Genomic DNA, 21,350 nt, shown 5'->3' with positions numbered 1-21,350 from the left:
CGTCTGCTTCTGGCTCCAGACTACTGTTATGCAAGGTGTAAGCAGCAAATCAAAGCGGACCGGTTATTCATACTCTGGCGTCAGGCCACCAATCTGTCCGCGCTTACTGCGTCGCCTCTGCCCATAATGCCGCCTGTACAGCAGGGCGCGCATTGATATTTGCTCTGTACGCCAACAGCGCAGGCCAGCGATCTAGTTCAATGCTGAAGAACTTACACCAGCCCAGTACAGTGAAAAGGTAGGCGTCAGCAACGCTGAATGATGGCCCCATCAGAAACGCTTTTTCGGCGAGCGTATCCTGCAGAAAGTCGAACCGCCGGAAGAGCTTTTCACGAAACAGTGACAGGACAGCGTCGGGCAGTGCCTGGTTAAACAACAGAGCGGAACCCGCGTGGATTTCACTGGTAATGAAGTTCAGCCACTCCTGCAGTCGAACACGCGCCCAGCTGCCTGCTGGCGGTGCCAGCCCGCTTTCCGGCCTCAGGTCGGCGAGGTACTGCACAATCGCCGGCCCTTCAGTCAGTATCTGCCCGTCGTCCAGTTCCAGTGCAGCAACATAGCCCTTGGGGTTGATAAGGCGAAAGTCGCGTCCGTCAGAGGTGAGCTTGCTCCTGTTATCCACTTTAACCAGCTCAAACTCCAGTGCGAGTTCACGCAGCACGATATGGGGTGACAGCGAACAGGTATCCGGGGCGTAATAAAGTTTCATGTCTTCTCCGTTAACATTGAAAGCGATGTGAGATTCTCTTTGTCGTTACGGAACAGACTGTGCTTAACGCAGAGAATTCTGTAAAATTAATGCTTCAAAAGTTAACTATTAGCTGAGCTACTGATAACCATGATGAATCTTCTGCACTGGCGCTTGCTGGTGGCGGTGGCCGATGCCAGCAATATTTCGCGTGCTGCTGAAACGACAGGCATGACACAGTCCGGTGCCAGCCAGGCTATCGCCCAGTTAGAGTCATCACTCGGGTTCCCGGTATTCGTGCGTGAGCGCCGGCACATCGGTGTTACCGCGCTGGGAGAGCAGGTCATTGAACATGCCAGAATTATGCTGTCGCAGCTCAGCGCGATCCGCGTGCTGGCTGATGAGAGCCGGGGTTTAAAGGGCGGACGCATCTGGCTTGCCAGCTTTCCCTCTGTGACGTCCACTCTCCTGCCTGGCCTGTTGCGTAACTTCCGGCGTCTGCATCCGGGCATTGAAGTGGTGGTGCTGGAAGGGACGGATGAAGAAGTTGAGGAGTGGCTTGCAGCGGACACCGTTGAGCTGGGGGTGGTAATGAACCCCACACCCGGACGTGCTGATGTGATACTGGGACAGGACGCATGGGTCGCCGTCATGCCAGCCAGCGCTCCGCACATCGGTCAGTCAGGCGCGAACGGTATAACCCTGCAGGAACTGGCAGACCAGCCCTTTGTGCTTGCAACAGGCGGATGCGTCGTTAATGGCAAAAGCCTGATGGAACAGTCAGGATTCCACCTCTCTGACGTGCGCGTAAAGGTCCGCGACTGGATCAGCGCCTGCATGCTGGTGCGTGAAGGCATGGGTGTCGCGCTGGTGCCGGAATCAGCCCTGCCAGCGGAACGGCGCGGCCTGTCAGTGATGCCGGTCATCCCGCCTCTGCACCGTGAATTCGGGCTGGTCTGTTCGCCTTCCGGAAAAGCTTCTGGCGCGACGCAGGCGCTCCTGAACGGACTGCGTAAAGGGCAGGGTAATATCTCCGGATAAACCCACTGCACAGCTGACTTTATCCGCCGTTACCCGATCATAAACAACAGAATGGCTGGCTGGGAAAGAGAGATCGGCAGACTCTCCCGACCGCGATCCTTTCTCAACTCGCGTCTTAACGCTTTGCCGCATAGGGTGATCGGGGCGAATAACGGTTTTATGGCGTGGCGGAACACGCCTGAATCATCGGGATGGCTCAGAATTCGCGTAACTGGTCGAACAGCTGATACAACCGCGGCTGATCCACAAGCGTGGCGCCTTGCTCGCCCAGTTTCTGCTCCAGCGGGTTCAGAACATCGCACAGCACACTGTAGATCTCCTCACGCTCGACCGTCTCAATCGTCTTTGAACGCCGGTCGATGAGATTAAAGGCTTCGGTGTAGGCGGTTACAGCGGCGGTTAACAGGCTCGCCACATCCATGCTGCTATCGATGATGTTCGTGGCAGCCCGCAGGTTTTTGTAAGCCAGCGCTGCTTTTTTGGCATAAGTGGCCGAAATATGTTCGCGGCCATCCCAGTCCCGGAAAGGATTGTGCAGATTCTCAGCCAGCCATTCCGGCTTGCGTGCTTTACTCAGCGAGAGATCCAACCCCTGAGTTGTCGCCTTTTTATAAGCGGTTCTGACAGAGCTGATCACGTCAAGCGGGACGCTGGTCATCCACAGGCATGAGAGATTGGGCAACGCTTCTGGTGAGGGAAAGTCAGCCGCGCTGAAGCCAAACAGGTCGAAGAAGGTCAGCATCTGCAACTGTGGCAGTGCGGCAATACGATGCATATTGCTGGCTACGCCGGGATTTCCCCAGATGCGCAGCTCAGTTAAGCAGGTAAAGCGCTCAACGACTGACGCCAGGTCAATCTCTTTAACGCCTGTCAGTGACAATGCCCTGAGCCGGTCAATACCCTGCAGCACAGGCAAAGTCTGCGAACATTGCAGGCACAGATTGCGTCCCTCCTGATCGGCCTCTACCTGAAAACCTGAAGAAGGCGTTGCGGTGAGTGACAGCAGGGAGAGATCAGGATTCAGACGCACGCAGCTGACGCCTTCAGGGTGCAGAATAAAACGCGACAAACGAGTCGCCCCGACATCGATTTCGCTGACGACAGCGGATTGCCAGTGCAACTCATTAATGAAGTCATGCTGCTGTATATAGGCCATCAGTTCCGGGGTGCCATGGCGGGTTTCGATGGTCATCAGGCAGGGCAGGCGATCCAGTTCAGAGAGATCGGTCAGGGTTTGCAGGAGGTGGTCATTGATACGGGTGGTGTCCTGGCGAAGTGTCTGGCCGCCGACAACCACGTTGTGCGCGCCTGAAGCAGCCTTGAACCGCGCACGGCTGGCCGGGTCGATCTTCTCCCAGTTTCGCTGACGAACAAGACTGTCTCCCACGTCCCAGCCGAACTTGTAGGCGTTTACTTCCTGATCTGCCAGCGGCGGCAGGTTGGTAATTAATACCTGTCCCGGTGGGACATTGGCGGAGACATAACCGTGATCGAAGCTGTCTTTGACAAAATAGTAGCTACAGCGCAAAGGCTGCATACGGCTGGCTTCCGCCCTGTCAGGCAAATGATCACCTGCCCAGTCGAGCTGGAGTATGGCTGCAAGGACTTTGCCTCTGGCATTAGCAGGCTGCTGAAGGTGTGTCACCTGACAGGCGACGTACTGCTGCAACTGCGGGGAATACACGCTGTAGATATCGCCGACCTTTGCTTGCACTCTCGCTCCTCTCAGTCAAAAATTTTACAGTCAGAAAATCTGATGCAGCGGGCATCCTGCAGAGGGACGCTCTTTACCGCGGGTCTCAGATCCATCCAGCACACTAGCCTGGCATAACGTTTTAACGAAATGCTGGCGCGTGAACATTTTTATCTTTTTTTCGCGGCAGGTGACAGCGTCAGTCGGGTTGCACGCAGCAGCCCGACTGACGAAGCCTGCCCGGAGGCATGCGGGGCAGGTATTCAGCTTACAGGCGGTTACCGGCCTCAACCAGTTCGTTATAGGATTTTAAAACACGCATCGGTGAACCCGATACCATCCAGCCTGAATTGCCGCTTCCTTTCAGCAGACTCTGCTCACCCGTGCTGTAAGGTGTTTTATCGCGAATCCGACGCATGCGATCCTTGCAGTCTTTAAGGAAGGTTCCGGCATTATCCTGGAAGATGGACCAGGTTAATGGCTTGCCCGCTTCGCTGGCCGTTGCCTTTTCTGCCTCACTCAGCAGCGTACTGTAAGCATCAATCGCTTTTGTCATCTCTGTCACGTCGGGAGCGGAAGAGGTAAACAGGGTCGCCAGCGGTTTGGCCTGTGTGACTAATGCCAGGCGGTAGTAGCGACTATGACGGCCCTCAGACTTTTCAATCTCAACGAGTTGCGCAGCAACGACCTCATTGTTCTCTTTTTCAACTTCGGCACCGAACTGGTCGCTGGATTTCATAAAGCTGTTAAACGCCTTCATGAGTGGCGGATGCATTTGTTTGGCTTTCGCGAAGCCATCATCCTTATAATCTTCCTGACTGTAGTAAAGATGAGCCTGCGAAACCAGCGGCTGCAATGTCGTTAAATCCGCCAGATACTGTGTTGCTGCAGCATCCAGCGCCGGTAACGTCGGTTTAGCTTTCGATGCCTGGTTGATGGCTTTAGTGCAGCTCTCCAGTTCATAAGGCGTGACCTCGCCCAGTACGTTGACGCTGCGCTCTTTGCCGGTTGGCCCCTTTTCAGCATTCGCCATCCAGCTCACATAGCGCAGGGAACTATCGCGAACCGATCCATCCGTAGTGTTAAAGCAACCCACATAGGCGTTTAATTTTGTGGTGAGTTGCGCAGCGCTATCCTCCGCAACAGCCTGGGGTTGACTCTGCGGGGCGGGTTTTGCATCCGCTTTGTCACTGTTGTCACATGCTGCCAGCGGCAGCACAAGGGCAGTCACCAGCATCCCGGGTATCATGGCCCTGCTTGCTCTTTTAAACACAATCGTTCCTTTATTTATGTGGTCAGAAATAGAGAATGAAAATAAATGTTCGCATTGGCTCCCTTTTCAGCTGCGAGGAGGGAGCCGATGACAAACGGGTTATGCGCTTTGCGTCGCTGCCGCCGTTTCTTCTTTCAGCAACGCCCTGACTGTCTGATGACGATGCCAGTAATAGCCGAGGGTGTTTTTAAAGGCTTCAATCTCCTTTTTCAGGCCCGGCAGAGGGATCTCACTGCGTTTTTTTCCCTGCGAGTTTGGCTGCACATGTTGCACGTAGAGCTTATCCCGGCCGAAGCTACGAATGACGTTGATGTTTTTAACGTTATCCCACTCCAGCACTTCGCCGGTTTTCGGCGACACGATGCCCTGCCAGGTGATGACGATCTGCGAGCCATCTTTCAGGGTATAAGGAACATTGGGGAAATGCTTCAGCACCAGCGCGGTTTCCATTTCACCGTCAGGCTGATAGCGCCAGGCCAGGCTCTCTTCATGCACAGAAGAGAAGTCGCGCTCATATTTCTGCCATAACTGCTGTTCAATCTCGTTGGCAACCGGCATCAGATCGACCCAGCTCTGGGCCGGGTAATCGGCGGCGATCGCTGCATAGTCAGCTTCGTTAATCTCATATCCTACGTTGCGCATCCTTTCCGCCAGCGGCGGGTGTGAATCAAACGGGTGCGGCACATTCTGCTCACGGATGACGCTGATAAAGTCCGGAGAGGCGACATGTTCTGGCAGACCGGCAGCAATAGCTTTACTGATCCCCAGTTCATTTTCGTGCAGCGTCTGATTATTAAAGAAGTTTCGTTCAACTTCATTCCGGTAGCTGGCATACGCAGATACTTTGATCAGTGATTCGATAATCGCGGCAGGGGAGACCAGCGTTGATGCATTGCGATCCGCGACAAACTCACGTTCACGGCTGTTACGCTGCCACGCCAGTTCAAAAAGCATGCGATAAAGATAGAGCGGATAGAAGACGATCAGCGTGGCCACATTCTGACCCATCAGCTGCATATAGAGATCAAACCGATGCAGTTTCGGTCCCAGTAATGCGCCGGAGGCGGTGTCGCCTTCATGCAGGTGGGTCAGCTCATGGACCATCACGCCATCAGCCTGCGCAACGGTGAGCTGACGCAGGAGCGGAATACTGACATAGAGCTTACGGCCGGTGAGCGGATTCCCATTCACGTTCAGCGGAGCTTCAGTCACATAGAAGTTGGTGTCGATACCCGCAACAATATGATCGGGTGGCGTGGTGCCCACTCTGGCGGCCAGCATATCAATCTGTGACCAGAGTGCCGGTGCCGCTTCGCGGGTCACGACTTCGCCTTCAATACTCTCTTCCGGTGGGAGTTTTTTGAAGATGCCTTTAATCATGTAATACATACCGGCCAGCACCAGCAGTCCTACTGCCATCACCAGTTTGGGATAGTAGGTTTGTGTGAAGAAGGCGGTGCCCCAGAATGAGAGCCATACCAGCATGCCGCCCTGTACCATGACTTCCAGCGAACAGGCCAGCATCAGGAACTTGCGGGCCAGCGCCAGACTGATAACCTGTCCCTGGCGGCTTTTAAAGGCCAGCGCACTGAACAACAGCACCATCAGCAGGACAGCGCCGCTGCCGATCAGCGTCCAGAATGCCACTTTATCCATCATGTAGAACTGCCACAGTTCGGAGTGCGGTTCGCAGACGGCGTTTTTGTAATCCTGCAGATTTTCATCTACCGGACCGCAGACACTGGAAGGCGGGTTCTGCTGCAGAAACGCCTGTAGTTTGTCCGTATCCTGATGTTGTTCCCGCGCATCGTCCATGAAGAACTGCGTGTATTGCTGATCAAGTTGTTTGTTGCCATATTCAGCAAAAAACAGGGTAATGACAGGGACGAGAAACAGTGTGAACAGCAGCCAGAAAAATACCTTTAGATAACCCTTTTTCAATTCCGTTAATGTATTCAAAATAATAACATCCTGCATGTCTATGAAAGGGAGAAGCTGCTGCTATCAGGAAATTCCGAAAAGAATATCCTGGCCCCGGTTAAACGGTGCGGAAACATTTATGCGAGCTTCACGATATTATAATTATTGCAGAGCGATTATAAGCCAGTCTGAACCCGTTTTGAAAAGGTATAGACGGATATTTTCGGCGATTTTTTCCTTTTCCGTCAGGTTATTTTTCTGGCGGCTTCCGGTGGTTCTGCCACGACAGCACTAATTTGAGTTAGTGCTCATCACTTATTCTGTCCGATCTCCTGACCGATGGCTAATCCCCGCCATCTGTCTGCATCAGATACACCATAATCCTATATTTTACCATCAGAGCGGTGCGAAAAAATTACCAGCGCATCCCTTTGAAGGGATTCCAGCCGTTATCGCCTTTTTTCTCTTTCAGGTAATAACTGTAATTGGTGCTCATGCCGTACAGGGCATTAAAGCCATAGCCCAGGCCAACCTGAAGATACCGTGGAAATTCCATGCCCGCTATCGCTAAGGCGATGATCAAAATAGTATAAACAACTACCATAATTAAAATCAGCATGATGTTCTTCTTCCACAGGCCGAGTACGAACAGATAAATCGGGCCGAAAAGGAAGGCAATTAAATTCATGTTCACTTTTAATTTTTGCCTGAAAGGCAGTTGTTTCAATGCCTGTCTGAAGCCTGGTGTACTGGGAGCACCATGAAGGTCGAAAAAATCAAATCGGGTCTGCCATTTCGCACTGTACTCTTTAGTTGAGTTTACTTTATTATGATTTTCAATAGGTTGATTCATGGTTGCCTCAATATCCTGCGCAGAAAACTACAGAGACCGACACTGTTTCAGACGGATGACAGCCGCATGAATGGTGCTTATCGACCGCCAGAACAGCGCATACGAATTTTAAAAACAGGAAAGCCGTGTTAATTTGCACCAAAATAATATCGGTACGGTACAAATAGCCATGCTGCACCCTGGGTGCGCTATTAGCTGCACGGGTGCCGAATTCAGGTTAAACAACAATATTTGAAAATAAATCCATCAGAATCAGTAATGTGAAAATTGCACAGGCCGGACATCTCCTGTGGCGGATGTAATTGATATTAGCACCAAAGAAAATATCGCCACAATGATAAAAATATGTTAATTTTCAAAAAAAATATTCCTCGTTCCTCACACCTTAGAAGGATATAAAGATGATCGCATGGAGCGGAGTGGGTTTTTTCGTCGCAGTAATAATTTCTGCCGCCTACCTCCTGTGTAAATGGCTGTTAGATATTTATTACTACGACGGTTTCTTTGTCTCCCATCTATGGGCGACAGGGGCTACGCTGATCGTTTCTGCCCTTTTTTGTGCTGCCTTTGTCTGGGTGCTCCGGCAGGAAAAATGGCTGGACTCCCTTGCACAAGCAACGAAAAGCCAGCCAATGATGGCCCCCGAAAAAACCCACAACTTCTTTTTTATTCCCGTTCTCTACTGGCCGATTATTCTGTTTCTGCTCGGCTCAGGGATCTGTATTTACGACCTGACCCGATAACACTTCACATCACTGATACAGGCCATACTGATGCTGTATCAGCGAAATGGAAATATCATCAATACGAAGGAGTTCATGGTGAAATTAAGAAAATCATTAAACATTATGGGTGCGATCTGCCTGGCAACTGCCATCGGCGGTACTTCTCTGATGGCATCAGCCGCTGAGACAGCACCAGCTGCAAACACGCAGACTCAGACGATCTCTTTGCTGGATGGCAAACAGACGTTCAAACTGCAGGGCTATGAAAAGCAGCCTGTGCCGGGCGGCGGACCAGGCACCATGTATGTGAACAAGCAGGAAAAACGCGTATTGATTATTGGCGAAGAAGAGATCCCATTGATTGCGCGCGGTGGCAGTGACGCTGATTTTCTTGAAGGCGGGAAGTCTATCAAAGACAAGCAGAAGCAGGCTTCACCTTCTTATACGGTGATCAGTGAGAAAACTGAAAATACCAACGGTTTGCCGGTTTATCATATTGAAGCCACCGACAAAATGGGTGGCAACGATGTGCAACAGGCGACGCTGCTGGCGGTCGCCAACAAGAAATTCACCGTTATTCAGGTGGTTTCAAACCACAAAGACAAGGCTGGCCACCTGAAAGCAGTAAACAATATCCTCGGTAAGTAAGGCCTCAGTCGATAAGCCCGGTTAGCTGATCGACCCGGATAAGGGGTTGCCGGTGGGGTTCATGAGTTTACTCAAAACACACCTGCAATGCCTTGTCTGAACAATGCTCAGGCTGTCGCGTCTGCGCGTCATCACGGCTTGCCCGCAAACCCCTTTCCTGACCTCTTTCTTCAGGCGTTATGCCAGGCCTGAAAACAGAAAAGGCCGTCTCCGGCCTCTCGTTAACTTTATGCAAACATCTACTTCAGGCTGCGCGAACCTGCGGCATCGCTATATCCGCGCTGATACGCGCACCTTCAGCATCAAATACCATGCAATGGTGCGGATGGAAGGTGGGGCGCAGCGTCTGATAAGGACGGAAATGCACATCGCCGGGCAGCAGCATCTTGAAGCCGTCGTGGCCGTGGCTCTGACCAAACAGATAGGTGTTGTTGCCAAGTCGCTCAACCACTTCGCAGTGGAAGTTGATATTCAGTGGCGCATCGCCGTTGATCTGCAACTGCTCCGGCCGGATACCCAGCGTGATCTCATCACCAGGCTGCAACTGGCGGATGGGCGAGGGGAGCTGCAGCCGATGTTCGCCGTCATTGATCAGGGCGACAAGGCCAGCAGGGCCGCACTGCTCCACGCGCGCAGGCAGGAAGTTCATCTTAGGTGAGCCGATAAAACCGGCGACAAAGCGGTTAATCGGGTTGTAATAGAGCGCCATCGGTGAACCCACCTGTTCAACCTTGCCGTAGTTCATGACCACAATCTTATCGGCCAGCGTCATTGCTTCCGTCTGATCGTGCGTCACATAGACCATGGTGGTTTTCAGCTCCTGGTGCAGCTTCGCAATGTGCAGCCGCATATCGACACGCAGCTCCGCATCCAGGTTCGATAAGGGCTCATCAAACATAAACACCCGGGGATTACGCACGATTGCGCGACCAATGGCGACACGCTGACGCTGACCGCCGGAAAGCTGCTTTGGTTTACGATCCAGCAGATGCGCAAGCTGTAGCGTCTTCGCCACCATCTCTACCTGATGCTGAATCTGCGCTTTCGGCACGCCGTTCACCTTCAGTCCGTAACCGATATTTTCCGCCACCGTCATATGCGGGTAAAGCGCATAAGACTGAAACACCATTGCCACTCCGCGGTGCGAGGGTGCGACATCATTCATGATCTCATCACCAATCAAAATCTCACCGTCACTGATCTCTTCCAGCCCGGCGATCAGCCGCAGCAGTGTGGATTTACCGCAGCCTGACGGACCGACGAAGACCGCAAACTCACCGGCCTCAATATCAAGCGCGATATTTTTCAGCGTTTCTGTTTTACCAAAGCGTTTGGTGACGTTTCTCAATCTGATGCTGGACATGCTGATCCTCATGGCAAGGGATTTGGCGGCTGAAATGTATGACGTATAACAGTTTGTCTTTTTACACGTCAGCCCTGATGGTGCCTGCGCTGACTATATCGCTCCGCCAGAGTGCGCCCTACCGCTGATTTTGATTTCTGTAATAGCGATCACACATTGATGCGAACGGGCTGGAGCGCGGTACGCATTCCGCGTAGCGTATGGCTCAAATGCGATACGTTACTCACACTGCATATGCTCAATAATTCCTTGTTCAGCAAGTGCCTGAAAAAAATATCAGCAAATGACAGCTTAAAATGTTATACCTTCACATGAGGCCAGTAATGAAAATCAAAATCAGCGTTACGCTACTTCTTTCCGCATTGATGCTTAATCAATCCGCCTGGGCCGCTCAGCAACTTACCGTCTGGGAAGACATTAAAAAATCAGACGGCATCAAAACGGCGATCGCCGATTTTCAGAAACAGTTCGGCGTTGAAGTAAAAGTTCAGGAGATGCCGTTTGCACAGCAGATTGAGAAGCTGCGTCTGGATGGCCCGGCGGGTATTGGCCCGGATGTCCTGGTGATCCCTAATGACCAGCTCGGTAGCGCGGTCGTACAGGGATTACTGGCACCGCTGAAAATAGATGCAGCAGAGCAGAGCGCTTACACCCCCTCAGCAATGGCGGCTTTCACACAGAACAGTGTGGTCTACGGCGTACCCAAAGCGGTGGAAACGCTGGTGCTGATCTACAACAAAGATCTGCTGCCGTCGCCGCTGAAAACGCTGGAGGAATACCGTGCCTTCTCCCAGAAGCAGCGTGAGGCGAAGCAGTATGGCCTGCTCGCTAAGTTTGACCAGATTTATTACAGCTGGGGCGTGATGGCTCCGATGGGCTCTTACATCTTTGGCAAAGACGCCAAAGGCGCCATTAACACTCAGGATATTGGTCTGAACACCCCAGGCAGCGTGGAAGCGGTGACTTATCTCAAGCGCTTCTTCAGTGAAGGATTGCTGCCAGGCGGCATCATGGGCGACAACGGTCTCAACGCCATCGACTCGCTGTTTACCGAGAAGAAAGCGGCGGCGGTGATCAATGGGCCGTGGGCATTCCAGCCTTATCAGGCTGCCGGAATCAACTATGGCGTGGCACCGCTGCCGCTGCTGCCTAACGGCAAGCCGATGAGCTCCTTCCTGGGCGTCAAAGGCTATGTGGTCTCTACCTGGAGTAAAGATCAGGCGCTGGCGCAGAAGTTCCTCACCTTCATCAACCAGCCGCAGTACGTGAAAGAGCGTTATCAGAAAACCCAGGAGATCCCACCGGTCACCGCGCTGATGAACGATCCGATTATCAAAGATGATGAGAAGGCCAACGCGGTCGCGGTGCAGGCGGCGCGTGCGTCAGCGATGCCTGGCGTGCCGGAAATGCAGGAAGTGTGGGGGCCAGCCAATGCTGCGCTGGAGCTGAGCGTATCCGGCAAGCAGGAGCCAAAAGCGGCACTGGATAATGCAGTGAAGCAGATCACCATGCAGATTGAAGCGATGCAGGCCAGCAACCAGTAATGCAGGTTCACGGGATAACCGTACAGGATAAGGATCAGGGTGTGGCTATATCTTCCGATGAAAATCTGGTGACGGCTAAGCGTCCGCGTCGTCATGCGACCACCGGTGCGCTGTTGGCACTGCTGCCTGGCTTCGGCCAGTTTTACCACCGCCAGTGGGCTAAAGGGCTCTGTTTTCTGATTTTGCTCAGCAGTTTTACCGGCGTCTTCCACGATTTTCTGCGTGAGGGATTCTGGGGGCTCTATACGCTGGGCGAATCGGTGCCGCGTGATAACTCCATTTTTCTGCTGGCAGAGGGCATTATCAGCGTACTGATTGCCGCCTTCGGCGTGGCGGTCTGGGGAGTGTCAATGCGCGACGCCTGGGTCAATGGCGTTAAGCGCGACAAGGGCCAGCAGCTGAACAGCGTGCGCCAGCAGTATCAGTTACTGCTGCGCGATGGCTTCCCCTATCTGATGATTTCGCCAGGCTTTATTCTGCTGGTGTTTGTAGTGGTGTTTCCGATTCTGTTCGGTTTCGCCATCGCCTTCACCAACTACAACCTCTATCACACGCCACCGGCGAAGCTGGTGGACTGGGTGGGGTTCAAAAACTTCATCAACATTTTTACCCTGTCGATCTGGCGCTCCACCCTCTTTGATGTGCTGCAATGGACGGTGGTCTGGACACTGCTCGCTACCACGCTGCAGTGCACCGTGGGCGTCATGCTGGCGATTCTGGTCAATCAGAAAGACCTGCGCTTTAAGCCGCTGATCCGCACCATCTTTATCCTGCCGTGGGCGGTGCCGGGCTTCGTCACCATTCTGGTCTTCGCCGGAATGTTCAACGACAGCTTTGGGGTGATCAACAACGCTATTCTCGACTTCTTTGGCATTGCACCTAAAGCGTGGATGACCGATCCATTCTGGACCAAAACCGCGCTGATTATGATGCAGACCTGGCTCGGTTTCCCGTTTGTGTTTGCGATGACTACCGGCGTCCTGCAGGCGATCCCTGACGATCTCTATGAGGCGGCGATCATGGACGGTGCCAGCGCCTGGACGCGGCTGAAAACCATCACGCTGCCGCTGGTGCTCTACGCCATTGCGCCGATCATCATCACGCAATACACCTTCAACTTTAATAATTTCAACATCATCTATCTGTTTAACAACGGCGGTCCGGCTGTGGCGGGGTCGAATGCCGGAGGAACCGATATCCTGGTGTCGTGGATCTACAAGCTCACCATGTCGTCGTCGCAATATGCTATCGCCGCCACTATCACCATTTTGCTGTCGATTTTCGTGGTAGGTCTGGCGCTGTGGCAGTTCCGCGCGACCCGGTCGTTTAAACAAGATGAGATGGCGTAAGGAAGCAGTTATGGCGAAGTCCGGCAGTATTAAACGCGAAAGGTGGATACGCCTGTCGCTGACCTGGCTGGTGGTGCTGGCCGTCTCGGCCATCATTATCTATCCGCTGGTCTGGACAGTAGGAGCATCCCTGAATGCAGGTAACAGCCTGCTCAGCAGTTCGATCATTCCGGAGAATGCGTCGCTGCAGCACTACCGCGACCTGTTCAATGGCACAGTGCCTTACCTGACGTGGTACTGGAATTCGATGAAAATCAGTTTCCTGACCATGGTGCTGACGTTGATCAGCGTCAGCTGTACCGCCTACGCTTTTTCCCGTTTTCGGTTCAAGGGGCGGCAGAACGGACTGATGCTGTTTCTTTTGTTGCAGATGATCCCGCAGTTTTCGGCGCTGATCGCGATTTTCGTGCTGTCGCAGCTGCTGGGGTTGATCAACAGCCATCTGGCGCTGGTGCTGATCTACGTTGGCGGGATGATCCCGATGAACACCTGGCTGATGAAGGGGTATCTCGACTCGATTCCCAAAGATCTGGATGAGTCGGCGCGCATGGACGGTGCAGGCAACTTCCGCATCTTTGTTGAGATCATTATGCCGCTGTCGAAGCCGATTCTGGCGGTAGTGGCGCTGTTCTCCTTCACCGGTCCGCTGGGTGATTTCATCCTCTCCAGCACCATTCTGCGAACGCCAGAGCAGTTCACGCTGCCGATTGGCCTCTATAACCTGGTGTCGCAAAAAATGGGCGCCAGTTACACCACCTATGCCGCCGGTGCTGTGCTGATCGCCGTGCCGGTGGCGGTGTTCTATCTGGCCCTGCAGAAATACTTCGTTTCTGGCCTGGCCTCAGGCAGTACTAAAGGATAAATCATGACGCCAAAAACATTGATTCTCGCCCTGGCACTGGCCTGGGCGACACCGCTGCTCGCCGCCGATCAGCCTGTCATCGGCTCTGCCGGGCCGTGGCCAGCCGATTTTATCAAAGGTGCGGATATCTCATCGCTGGCTGAACTGGAGAAGCAGGGTGCGAAATTCTACAACGCAGATAACCAGCAGCAGGATGCCATCGCCATCCTGAAAGCCAGCGGCATCAACACCATCCGGCTGCGGCTGTGGGTGGATCCCCGCGACGACAGCGGTCAGACCTACGGTGGTGGCGGCAACGATCTGGCAACCACGCTGGCGCTGGCGAAGCGCGTTAAAGCGGCGGGCCTGAAGCTACTGCTGGATATCCACTACAGCGACTTCTGGACAGACCCAGGCAAGCAGTTCAAGCCCAAAGCCTGGCAGTCGCTGCCTTTTCCGCAGCTGGAAACCCAGGTTCATGACTACACCCGTGACACCATCGCCCGTTTCAAAGCGGACGGTGTGATGCCGGATATCGTGCAGATTGGCAATGAACTTAACGGTGGCATGCTCTGGCCGGAAGGCAAAAGCTGGGGCCAGAACGGCGGTGAGTTTGATCGGCTGGCCGGTCTGCTGAAAGCCGGGATCAGCGGGGTGCGTGAGAACCTCAGCGACCCGCATCAGGTGAAGATCATGCTGCACCTGGCTGAGGGCACAAAGAACGACATGTTCCGCTGGTGGTTCGACGAGATCGTTAAGCGTGATGTGCCATTCGATGTGATTGGCCTGTCGATGTACACCTACTGGAACGGCCCCATCAGCGCCCTGAAAGCCAACATGGATGATATCTCCCGGCGCTATGACAAAGACGTGATGGTGGTGGAAGCGGCCTACGGCTACACGCTGGAAAACTGCGATAGCGCGGAGAACAGTTTCCAGGCCAAAGAGGAGCAGGCGGGCGGCTATCCCGGCAGTGTAGCGGGCCAGGCGGCTTATCTGCATGACCTGATTAAAGCGGTGCTGGCGGTGCCGGACCATCGCGGCAAGGGTGTCGTCTACTGGGAACCGGCGTGGATCCCTGCGCCCGGCAATACCTGGGCGACGCCCGCTGGCATGAAATATATCCACGACGAATGGAAACAGGGTAACGCCCGCGAAAACCAGGCGCTGTTTGACTGTCACGGCAAGGCGCTGCCTTCGCTGCAGGTTTTTCATTAACCATTAGCGCAAACGCTGATGTCTACCTCTGAGGAACAGGTATGAATAAATTTCCGCCGCTCAGCGCCCGGGTTAACCGGCTGCTGCATGGTGCTGACTACAATCCCGAACAGTGGGCGCACCAGCCGGGCATTATTGATGACGACGTCATGATGATGAAGCAGGCGAACTGTAACGTTATGTCGGTGGGTATTTTCAGCTGGGCGAAGCTGGAGCCGGAAGAGGGGCGCTATGAATTTGGCTGGTTGGATGAGGTGATTGATACGCTCTGGCTGCAGGGGATTTCTGTGTTTCTTGCTACACCAAGCGGGGCCAGGCCAGCCTGGATGTCGCAGGCGTATCCGGAGGTGCTGCGTGTGGGGCGCGATCGCGTGCCGGCTCTGCATGGTGGTCGTCATAACCACTGCATGACCTCGCCGGTGTATCGCCAGAAAGTGCAGGCGATGAACAGCCGGCTGGCGGCGCGCTATGCGCATCATCCGGCGGTGCTCGGCTGGCATATTTCCAATGAGTATGGCGGAGAATGTCATTGCGATCGCTGTCAGCAGGCGTTTCGCAGCTGGTTGCAGCGCCGTTATGAGACGCTGGAGAACCTGAATCTCGCCTGGTGGAGTGATTTCTGGAGTCATACCTACAGCGACTGGTCACAGATTGTGTCGCCAGCGCCACAGGGTGAGATGTCGATTCACGGTCTGAATCTGGACTGGCGGCGGTTTATGACCGATCAGGTTACTGACTTCTGTCGTGAGGAGATTAAACCGCTGAAGCAGGCCAATCCCGATCTGCCTGCGACCACCAATTTTATGGAATATTTCTACGACTACGATTACTGGAAGCTGGCACCGGCGCTCGATTTTATCTCCTGGGATAGCTACCCGATGTGGCATAACGAGAAGGATGAGACCACGCTCGCCTGTTATACCGCGATGTACCACGATTTGATGCGCACCCTGAAGCAGGGCAAGCCTTTCGTGTTGATGGAGTCGACGCCGAGCGCCACCAACTGGCAGCCGACCAGCAAGCTGAAGAAGCCGGGGATGCATATTCTGTCGTCACTGCAGGCGGTGGCCCATGGTGCGGACGCGGTGCAATATTTTCAGTGGCGCAAGAGCCGGGGTTCGGTCGAGAAGTTTCATGGCGCAGTAGTCGATCATGTGGGTCATCTTGATACGCGCACCGGTCGTGAGGTGAGTGAGCTGGGCCGGATGCTGGCCGCAATGACGCCGGTGATGGGCAGCCGGGTTGAGGCGCGGGTGGCGATTATTTTCGACTGGGAGAGTCGCTGGGCGATGGATAATGCGCAGGGGCCGCGCAATCTCGGACTGCATTATGAGCGCACAGTGAACGAGCACTATCGTGCTTTCTGGGAGCAGGGCGTGGCGGTGGATGTGATTAACGGCGACTGCGATCTCAGTGGTTACGATCTGGTGATTGCCCCGATGCTGTATATGGTGCGGGATGGTTTTGCGGCGCGGGTGGAGCAGCATCTTGAGCGGGGCGGGCATTTCGTTGCCAGCTACTGGAGCGGCATCGTGAATGAGAGCGATCTGTGTTATCCCGGTGGCTTCCCGGGGCCGTTGCGGCCGTTGCTTGGCATCTGGTCAGAAGAGATCGATAGTCTGACTGATGAGGAGTTTAATGGTGTACGCGGGGTGCGCGGCAATGAGCTGGGTCTGAGCGGGCCTTATCAGGCGCGAGAGCTTTGCGAGCATATTCATCTGGAAGGGGCAACGGCGCTGGCCAGTTACGAGAGCGATTTTTATGCCGGTACCCCGGCGGTGACGGTGAATCGCGTGGGTCAGGGCAAAGCCTGGTATATCGCGTCGCGTAATGATCTGTCGTTCCAGCGGGATTTTTATGGTGCGTTGATTAAGCAGCTGGCGTTGCCGCGCGCGCTGGCGATTGATCTGCCACCGGGTGTGGTCGTTCAGCGGCGCACTGATGGCGAACAGGCGTTTCTTTTTGTGCAGAATTTTACCGGTCAGGTGCAGCAGCTGTCGTTGCCTGCTGGGCTCAGCGATTTGATCGATGGCTCGGTTGTGGGGGAATCGCTGGTGCTGGCGCCGTGGGGATGTCGCGTTCTGAGTGTGCCGCTAACTGAAGGCGCAAGCCTTTGACGTTAGTTTAATGCCGTTTGCTGGCCCCTGAGCTTTCAGTTTGGTAGTGACCTGTTGGGGAGTGCCTGGAACTGATGGCATGGAGCTGGTTTGGTGGAAGTTGCTGGGAGTCTGAGCACCGGCTCAGGGGGCATATGCCTTCCGCAAAGACGCAAAAGATGGCATCCCTGCCCGCTCAGCACGGGCCATCCCTGGCCCGTGATGCTTTGCTCCAGGCATATGCCCCCATCGCTTTGAGTTTGGGCATTGTCTGTGGCAGGAGGGTGCGGGAACTGTGGATAATGAGCAGGTTTGGTTAAATTTGTTGGCAGGCTGAGCTTTGAGCATGAGAGTTGTGTGTGGGAAGTTCTGCCGTGGCTTTAATTGCGGACTTTGTGGCAGAGGAATAGGGTTTGAGGGCAGGAAGAGTGTATTTTCTGTGAGTGCCCTGAAGCCATTCCCCCTCGTTTTCGTTTATCAGTCGTGAGTGGCGGGCAGCAGCCCGCCTTTTTATTATCTGGAGGAGAACAACATGGTGAGTCTGAAATCGTTTAAGCAATATTTCAGTCGGCAGCCGCTGACGGCGGAAGAGGTTGAGATAGACAGTGCGCTGCTGGAGCGTCTTGTAGAGTGCTTCGGCGGGCGTGAAAATATTCAGCAGGTGGACGCCTGTTTAACCCGGCTGCGGGTGAAAGTGACATCGCTGAGGGCGGTAGATACGGCAGGATTACAGAAGGCGGGGGCGATTGGCGTGGTGATTCTGGGGCAGGAAGTTCATGCCATCTTTGGTACGCAATCCGACCAGCTGCGTCAGTTGCTGGAAGCCCGATTCTTTAAGCCGCTTCAGCCGGAGTAAAAAAAAATGGATAACCGTCGCCGGTTATCCAAATAAGCCCCTGCATAAGAGCTTAACAATGATCACAATGAGGAGACTGCTTGGTTACCACCAGGCTTCGACCTGTACGCCGAAGTTCCAGGTGTTGTTACTGGTGTTGTCCTGGAAACTGTGTCCGTCTTCTGAGTCATTCAGGTAAGAGGCAAACAGACGCAGTTCCGGGCGTGACATAAATTCGGGACCGGCTGCAAGACCCAGCGCCAGCGTATATTTCTGACCCGCCTGTTTATAGTCACTGCCCACTTTGTTCTCATCTTTCTGCCAGAAACTACCCACTTCGCCGATGCCGCGGACATACTGTGTGAACTGATACTGACCACGACCCACCAGCGACAGCAGGGTGCTTTTGCTGGTCTGCGCGGTGACGTCATCCGCTGAACCCCAGGTAAAGACCTGATTCAGGGAGAACTTGTCGGTGATTGGCAGCAGGCCGGTATTGATTACGCGGTAGCCGGTGGCATCGCGGGTATCGTTCCACATGTCATACCAGCCGCCGCCCTGTGAAATCATGTTTTGTGCCAGGCCTTTATTGGCATACTGGAATACCAGTTTCTGATAGCCGCCCCACATATCCTGACTGATTTCACTGGTGAGCATAACGCCGTTTTCCGCATCATACAGGCCACCATACTCTTCCTGCTTTTTAGTCGTGTTCGGCATGGCGTAATCAATACCAAACTCGGTCCAGGCGCCGCTCCACGGTTTCCAGCCAGCATACCGAAGATCGAGGTAGTTAATGTTGACGTCGTTATCGCCATCCACCCGGTAATCGACGTCATTGGCATCGCCACGGATCCAGGCAAAGGAGATCGCGCCCGGGCCCAGAGTGTAATTTTCGATACCCGCACCGGAGCCGGAGATATTCCAGTATTTGGTATCAATGATGTGCAAATCGTGACGCTGGTAGTAACGTTTACCGCCCCAGATCACCGCATTCTTGTCACCCGGCACCAGCCCTTTAATCTGCAGATTAAGCTGACGCAAACCAAACTGCGCATCGTCACCGAAGGTGGTTTCGTTATCGTTAGAACCGTCGGAGAACATGCTGACCATGGTGTCGACGTAAAAACTGACGTCACCCTTTTTGTAGACTTCGCTGCCCAGCTCAACCTCGCCGTAGGTGTCGGCTTCATTGCCGAGACGGCCAATCTTGTTCTTTTGATACTCTTCAATACCGCCATCCTGCGATACGCCAACGCCACCACGCAGATAGCCATGGAAATCAATGTTGTCGATAGCAGCATAGAGCGTCGGGGAGGTCAGGGCCGCAGCGAGCGCCACAGCAGCAGTACGTAACCTTGTTTCCATGTTATCCTCAATTTTATTTGTAATACGTTCACATGACAGCGGCAGTTAACGCTTTTTGTCAGATGAGTGACAAACAAAATCGCGATAATGTGTGATGCAGTGCAAATAAAGTGGCGGTATTTGTAACGATTAGTGAATCAGATCACCAAATCTCGTGATGTGAAGGTATGACTTTTACTTTTTATCTGCGCAATGTGACTGCGGTAACCTGGCTTATTCGGCTGCTGTGATACCATTCCGCCATCGGTAATCAGGGATGCGAATTATGAAATCAAAAAATGCCACCTTAGAGGATGTCGCCCGCCATGCTGGCGTCTCTTATCAGACGGTTTCGCGGGTTTTGAATAAGTCGGCAAACGTCTCAGAATCAACGCGGCGCAAGGTGGAGAACTCTATTGAAACCCTGCGCTACGTGCCAAACAGACTTGCGCAACAGCTGGTGGGTAAGCAGAGCACAACGCTGGGTCTGGTGACCACATCGCTGGCGTTGCATGCCCCTTCGCAGGTGGCCGCTGCGGTTAAACGATATGCCAATGCCGCTGACTATCAGGTGCTGATCGCCATGATTGATGAGAACGTCAATCAAAGTCTGCAGAATTGTATCAATGAGCTGAAGTCGCAGCGCGTGGATAAGGTGATTATCAACGTCCCGCTGGAGAGCAGTGATGCGGAGCGGATCGTGCAGGAGAACGACGATATCCTGTGTCTGTTTCTTGATGTTGATCCGTACAGCGCGGTGTTTAACGTTTCGTTTAACCCGGCTGACGGTACCCGTGCCAGTGTCAAATATCTCTATGAGCAGGGGCATCGGGAATTTGCTCTGCTGGCCGGGCCAGAGGAGTCCGTTTCTGCCAATCTGCGGTTAAAGAGCTGGCTGGATACGCTGGAGAGCTATCGTCTGAAGCCGGTCAGCGTCAGCCACGGTAACTGGGATGCGCAAAGTGGTTACAACGGCGTGCTGCAGCTGCTGCGTGAAGCGCCGGAGTTCAGCGCGCTGCTGGTGGGAAACGATCAGATGGCACTGGGTGTGCTGAGCGCGCTGCATCAGCGCGGTGTAGCGGTGCCGGGGCAGATTTCGGTGATTGGCTACGATGACACCTATGAAAGTGCCTTCTTCCATCCGGCGCTGACCACGGTGTCGCTCGATCTTGATTTACAGGGCAAAGAGGCGGTCGCGCGTCTGTTGTTAGCCAGTGAGCAGGATGAGCAGCGTTCCTCTTCTATCCTTCCGGCAAAACTGGTGGTACGCAGCTCGACGGGTATCGCCGGTCAGCAGCAGCGGGATCTGAAGCAGATTGCTGAGCAGCTGCGGCTGCTCGCCAGTCGTCTTGAGTAGCAGAACACCGTAAGCAGATAAAAAAAGCATAAGAACGCGCCGCTGCTATGCTCAGATCAGGATAACGATTCTGCACGTCGGAAAAATTATCCGATCACTAAATCGGTCAGTGAACGGGCATTCTGCTTCGCGGTAATGCAGCCGACACGTTCAGCCCGGTTTCTCTACTCTCAGGGAGTGACATTATGCTGTGGCTTGAACAGGGGCTTTACCTCAGGATTGAAGAGTTAGCGCATGGCCCCAGGCCACTGCCGCTTTCCAGCGGTTTTACCCCGCAGACGGCTTATCGCGCGCTGGGCTGTTTTAACCCCTCTGAAACATCAGATGCTTACTACATTCTTTCAAATGACCGCGATGAAATATGGTTCATCTGTAACCGTCATCTGAGAACCGTTTTCCTTGATGCCAGCAACACGGCGTTTCGGGTGAAAATGCAGGAGCCAGCAGAGAGTCTGCCGGTACTCTCTGCTGCACCCGATGGTCAAATCGTCTCCTTTGAGCGCTCTGTCTGATGTAGCCTGTTACGCATCAGATAATAAAAAAGCCGCCATCGCTGGCG

The 21,350-nt window shown here is 53.9% G+C and carries 18 protein-coding genes; 11 read left to right on the top strand and 7 right to left on the bottom strand.

Translation table 11 applies throughout. From position 1 onward, the window contains the following. Nucleotides 1–103 precede the first annotated feature (103 nt). Nucleotides 104–709 carry a glutathione transferase GstA gene (gene gstA, locus HFD87_RS08530; protein ID WP_163641467.1) on the bottom strand — a complete coding sequence of 202 codons (606 nt, stop codon included), beginning with the start codon at nucleotides 707–709 and terminating at the stop codon, nucleotides 104–106. A 129-nt stretch (nucleotides 710–838) separates the two neighbouring features. Between gstA and HFD87_RS08525 the strand changes: the two genes are divergently transcribed. Then, nucleotides 839–1,729 (top strand): LysR family transcriptional regulator, encoded by an 891-nt coding sequence (locus tag HFD87_RS08525; protein WP_181955673.1) that lies wholly within the window; start codon nucleotides 839–841, stop codon nucleotides 1,727–1,729. 196 nt (nucleotides 1,730–1,925) lie between these two features. Here the strand turns inward: HFD87_RS08525 and HFD87_RS08520 are convergent, their stop codons facing one another. The 4 genes from HFD87_RS08520 to HFD87_RS08505 all read right to left on the bottom strand — a co-directional run bounded on the left by HFD87_RS08520 (nucleotide 1,926) and on the right by HFD87_RS08505 (nucleotide 7,468). Further along, entirely contained in the window at nucleotides 1,926–3,443 is a 1,518-nt protein-coding gene (locus HFD87_RS08520) for a hypothetical protein (RefSeq protein WP_167423235.1), read from the bottom strand. Nucleotides 3,444–3,690: 247 nt separating this feature from the next. Then, entirely contained in the window at nucleotides 3,691–4,659 is a 969-nt protein-coding gene (locus HFD87_RS08515) for a YiiG family protein (protein WP_167423234.1), read from the bottom strand. Between the two features lie 135 nt (nucleotides 4,660–4,794). Further along, the gene (locus HFD87_RS08510) at nucleotides 4,795–6,672 is read right to left on the bottom strand and encodes a M48 family metallopeptidase (RefSeq protein WP_167423233.1); all 1,878 of its coding nucleotides are present in this window, start codon (nucleotides 6,670–6,672) and stop codon (nucleotides 4,795–4,797) included. Between the two features lie 358 nt (nucleotides 6,673–7,030). Further along, the gene (locus HFD87_RS08505) at nucleotides 7,031–7,468 is read right to left on the bottom strand and encodes a DUF2628 domain-containing protein (protein ID WP_167423232.1); all 438 of its coding nucleotides are present in this window, start codon (nucleotides 7,466–7,468) and stop codon (nucleotides 7,031–7,033) included. Between the two features lie 401 nt (nucleotides 7,469–7,869). Between HFD87_RS08505 and HFD87_RS08500 the strand changes: the two genes are divergently transcribed. Continuing rightward, a complete protein-coding gene (locus HFD87_RS08500) occupies nucleotides 7,870–8,211 on the top strand; it encodes a hypothetical protein (protein ID WP_167423231.1) in 342 nt (113 codons plus the stop codon). 30 nt (nucleotides 8,212–8,241) lie between these two features. Next, nucleotides 8,242–8,841 (top strand): hypothetical protein, encoded by a 600-nt coding sequence (locus HFD87_RS08495; protein ID WP_031594078.1) that lies wholly within the window; start codon nucleotides 8,242–8,244, stop codon nucleotides 8,839–8,841. A gap of 244 nt (nucleotides 8,842–9,085) precedes the next feature. Here the strand turns inward: HFD87_RS08495 and HFD87_RS08490 are convergent, their stop codons facing one another. Further along, a complete protein-coding gene (locus HFD87_RS08490; protein WP_010259154.1) occupies nucleotides 9,086–10,204 on the bottom strand; it encodes an ABC transporter ATP-binding protein in 1,119 nt (372 codons plus the stop codon). Nucleotides 10,205–10,527: 323 nt separating this feature from the next. Between HFD87_RS08490 and HFD87_RS08485 the strand changes: the two genes are divergently transcribed. From HFD87_RS08485 to HFD87_RS08460, 6 genes are all read left to right on the top strand, one after another. Continuing rightward, nucleotides 10,528–11,748 carry an extracellular solute-binding protein gene (locus tag HFD87_RS08485; RefSeq protein ID WP_010670651.1) on the top strand — a complete coding sequence of 407 codons (1,221 nt, stop codon included), beginning with the start codon at nucleotides 10,528–10,530 and terminating at the stop codon, nucleotides 11,746–11,748. A 41-nt stretch (nucleotides 11,749–11,789) separates the two neighbouring features. Next, on the top strand, nucleotides 11,790–13,097 hold the full coding sequence (locus HFD87_RS08480; protein WP_060679388.1) for a carbohydrate ABC transporter permease: 1,308 nt from the start codon (nucleotides 11,790–11,792) through the stop codon (nucleotides 13,095–13,097). Nucleotides 13,098–13,107: 10 nt separating this feature from the next. Next, complete coding sequence (locus HFD87_RS08475) at nucleotides 13,108–13,959, top strand: sugar ABC transporter permease (RefSeq protein WP_010259151.1); 852 nt, start codon at nucleotides 13,108–13,110, stop codon at nucleotides 13,957–13,959. A gap of 3 nt (nucleotides 13,960–13,962) precedes the next feature. Beyond that, nucleotides 13,963–15,156, top strand: a complete 1,194-nt coding sequence (locus tag HFD87_RS08470) for an arabinogalactan endo-beta-1,4-galactanase (protein WP_167423230.1) — start codon at nucleotides 13,963–13,965, stop codon at nucleotides 15,154–15,156. A gap of 41 nt (nucleotides 15,157–15,197) precedes the next feature. After that, nucleotides 15,198–17,273, top strand: coding sequence for a beta-galactosidase (locus HFD87_RS08465; RefSeq protein ID WP_158132219.1), 2,076 nt, complete (start codon nucleotides 15,198–15,200; stop codon nucleotides 17,271–17,273). Nucleotides 17,274–17,784: 511 nt separating this feature from the next. Beyond that, on the top strand, nucleotides 17,785–18,108 hold the full coding sequence (locus tag HFD87_RS08460; RefSeq protein WP_010259145.1) for a glucose PTS transporter subunit EIIB: 324 nt from the start codon (nucleotides 17,785–17,787) through the stop codon (nucleotides 18,106–18,108). 84 nt (nucleotides 18,109–18,192) lie between these two features. Here the strand turns inward: HFD87_RS08460 and HFD87_RS08455 are convergent, their stop codons facing one another. Further along, nucleotides 18,193–19,455, bottom strand: a complete 1,263-nt coding sequence (locus HFD87_RS08455; RefSeq protein ID WP_167423229.1) for a maltoporin — start codon at nucleotides 19,453–19,455, stop codon at nucleotides 18,193–18,195. Between the two features lie 265 nt (nucleotides 19,456–19,720). Between HFD87_RS08455 and HFD87_RS08450 the strand changes: the two genes are divergently transcribed. Next, a complete protein-coding gene (locus tag HFD87_RS08450) occupies nucleotides 19,721–20,791 on the top strand; it encodes a LacI family DNA-binding transcriptional regulator (RefSeq protein WP_031594605.1) in 1,071 nt (356 codons plus the stop codon). A gap of 185 nt (nucleotides 20,792–20,976) precedes the next feature. Beyond that, a complete protein-coding gene (locus HFD87_RS08445) occupies nucleotides 20,977–21,303 on the top strand; it encodes a hypothetical protein (RefSeq protein WP_010259140.1) in 327 nt (108 codons plus the stop codon). The last annotated feature ends 47 nt before the right edge of the window (nucleotides 21,304–21,350 follow it).

Origin of the sequence: Pantoea sp. EKM21T, assembly GCF_011800405.1 — a bacterium.
GTDB lineage: Bacteria > Pseudomonadota > Gammaproteobacteria > Enterobacterales > Enterobacteriaceae > Pantoea > Pantoea agglomerans.
Note: the sequence above shows the minus strand (reverse complement) of the source record. Positions and strands in the feature narration are given on the sequence as shown.

Bases quoted from the DNA above. Each gene is read 5' to 3' on its own strand.
- gstA (WP_163641467.1), bottom strand. From the start codon at position 709: ATGAAACTTTATTACGCCCCGGATACCTGTTCGCTGTCACCCCATATC.
- HFD87_RS08525 (WP_181955673.1), top strand. From the start codon at position 839: ATGATGAATCTTCTGCACTGGCGCTTGCTGGTGGCGGTGGCCGATGCC.
- HFD87_RS08515 (WP_167423234.1), bottom strand. From the start codon at position 4,659: ATGCTGGTGACTGCCCTTGTGCTGCCGCTGGCAGCATGTGACAACAGT.
- HFD87_RS08510 (WP_167423233.1), bottom strand. From the start codon at position 6,672: ATGCAGGATGTTATTATTTTGAATACATTAACGGAATTGAAAAAGGGT.
- HFD87_RS08505 (WP_167423232.1), bottom strand. From the start codon at position 7,468: ATGAATCAACCTATTGAAAATCATAATAAAGTAAACTCAACTAAAGAG.
- HFD87_RS08500 (WP_167423231.1), top strand. From the start codon at position 7,870: ATGATCGCATGGAGCGGAGTGGGTTTTTTCGTCGCAGTAATAATTTCT.
- HFD87_RS08495 (WP_031594078.1), top strand. From the start codon at position 8,242: ATGCTGTATCAGCGAAATGGAAATATCATCAATACGAAGGAGTTCATG.
- HFD87_RS08490 (WP_010259154.1), bottom strand. From the start codon at position 10,204: ATGTCCAGCATCAGATTGAGAAACGTCACCAAACGCTTTGGTAAAACA.
- HFD87_RS08485 (WP_010670651.1), top strand. From the start codon at position 10,528: ATGAAAATCAAAATCAGCGTTACGCTACTTCTTTCCGCATTGATGCTT.
- HFD87_RS08475 (WP_010259151.1), top strand. From the start codon at position 13,108: ATGGCGAAGTCCGGCAGTATTAAACGCGAAAGGTGGATACGCCTGTCG.
- HFD87_RS08470 (WP_167423230.1), top strand. From the start codon at position 13,963: ATGACGCCAAAAACATTGATTCTCGCCCTGGCACTGGCCTGGGCGACA.
- HFD87_RS08465 (WP_158132219.1), top strand. From the start codon at position 15,198: ATGAATAAATTTCCGCCGCTCAGCGCCCGGGTTAACCGGCTGCTGCAT.
- HFD87_RS08460 (WP_010259145.1), top strand. From the start codon at position 17,785: ATGGTGAGTCTGAAATCGTTTAAGCAATATTTCAGTCGGCAGCCGCTG.
- HFD87_RS08455 (WP_167423229.1), bottom strand. From the start codon at position 19,455: ATGGAAACAAGGTTACGTACTGCTGCTGTGGCGCTCGCTGCGGCCCTG.
- HFD87_RS08450 (WP_031594605.1), top strand. From the start codon at position 19,721: ATGAAATCAAAAAATGCCACCTTAGAGGATGTCGCCCGCCATGCTGGC.
- HFD87_RS08445 (WP_010259140.1), top strand. From the start codon at position 20,977: ATGCTGTGGCTTGAACAGGGGCTTTACCTCAGGATTGAAGAGTTAGCG.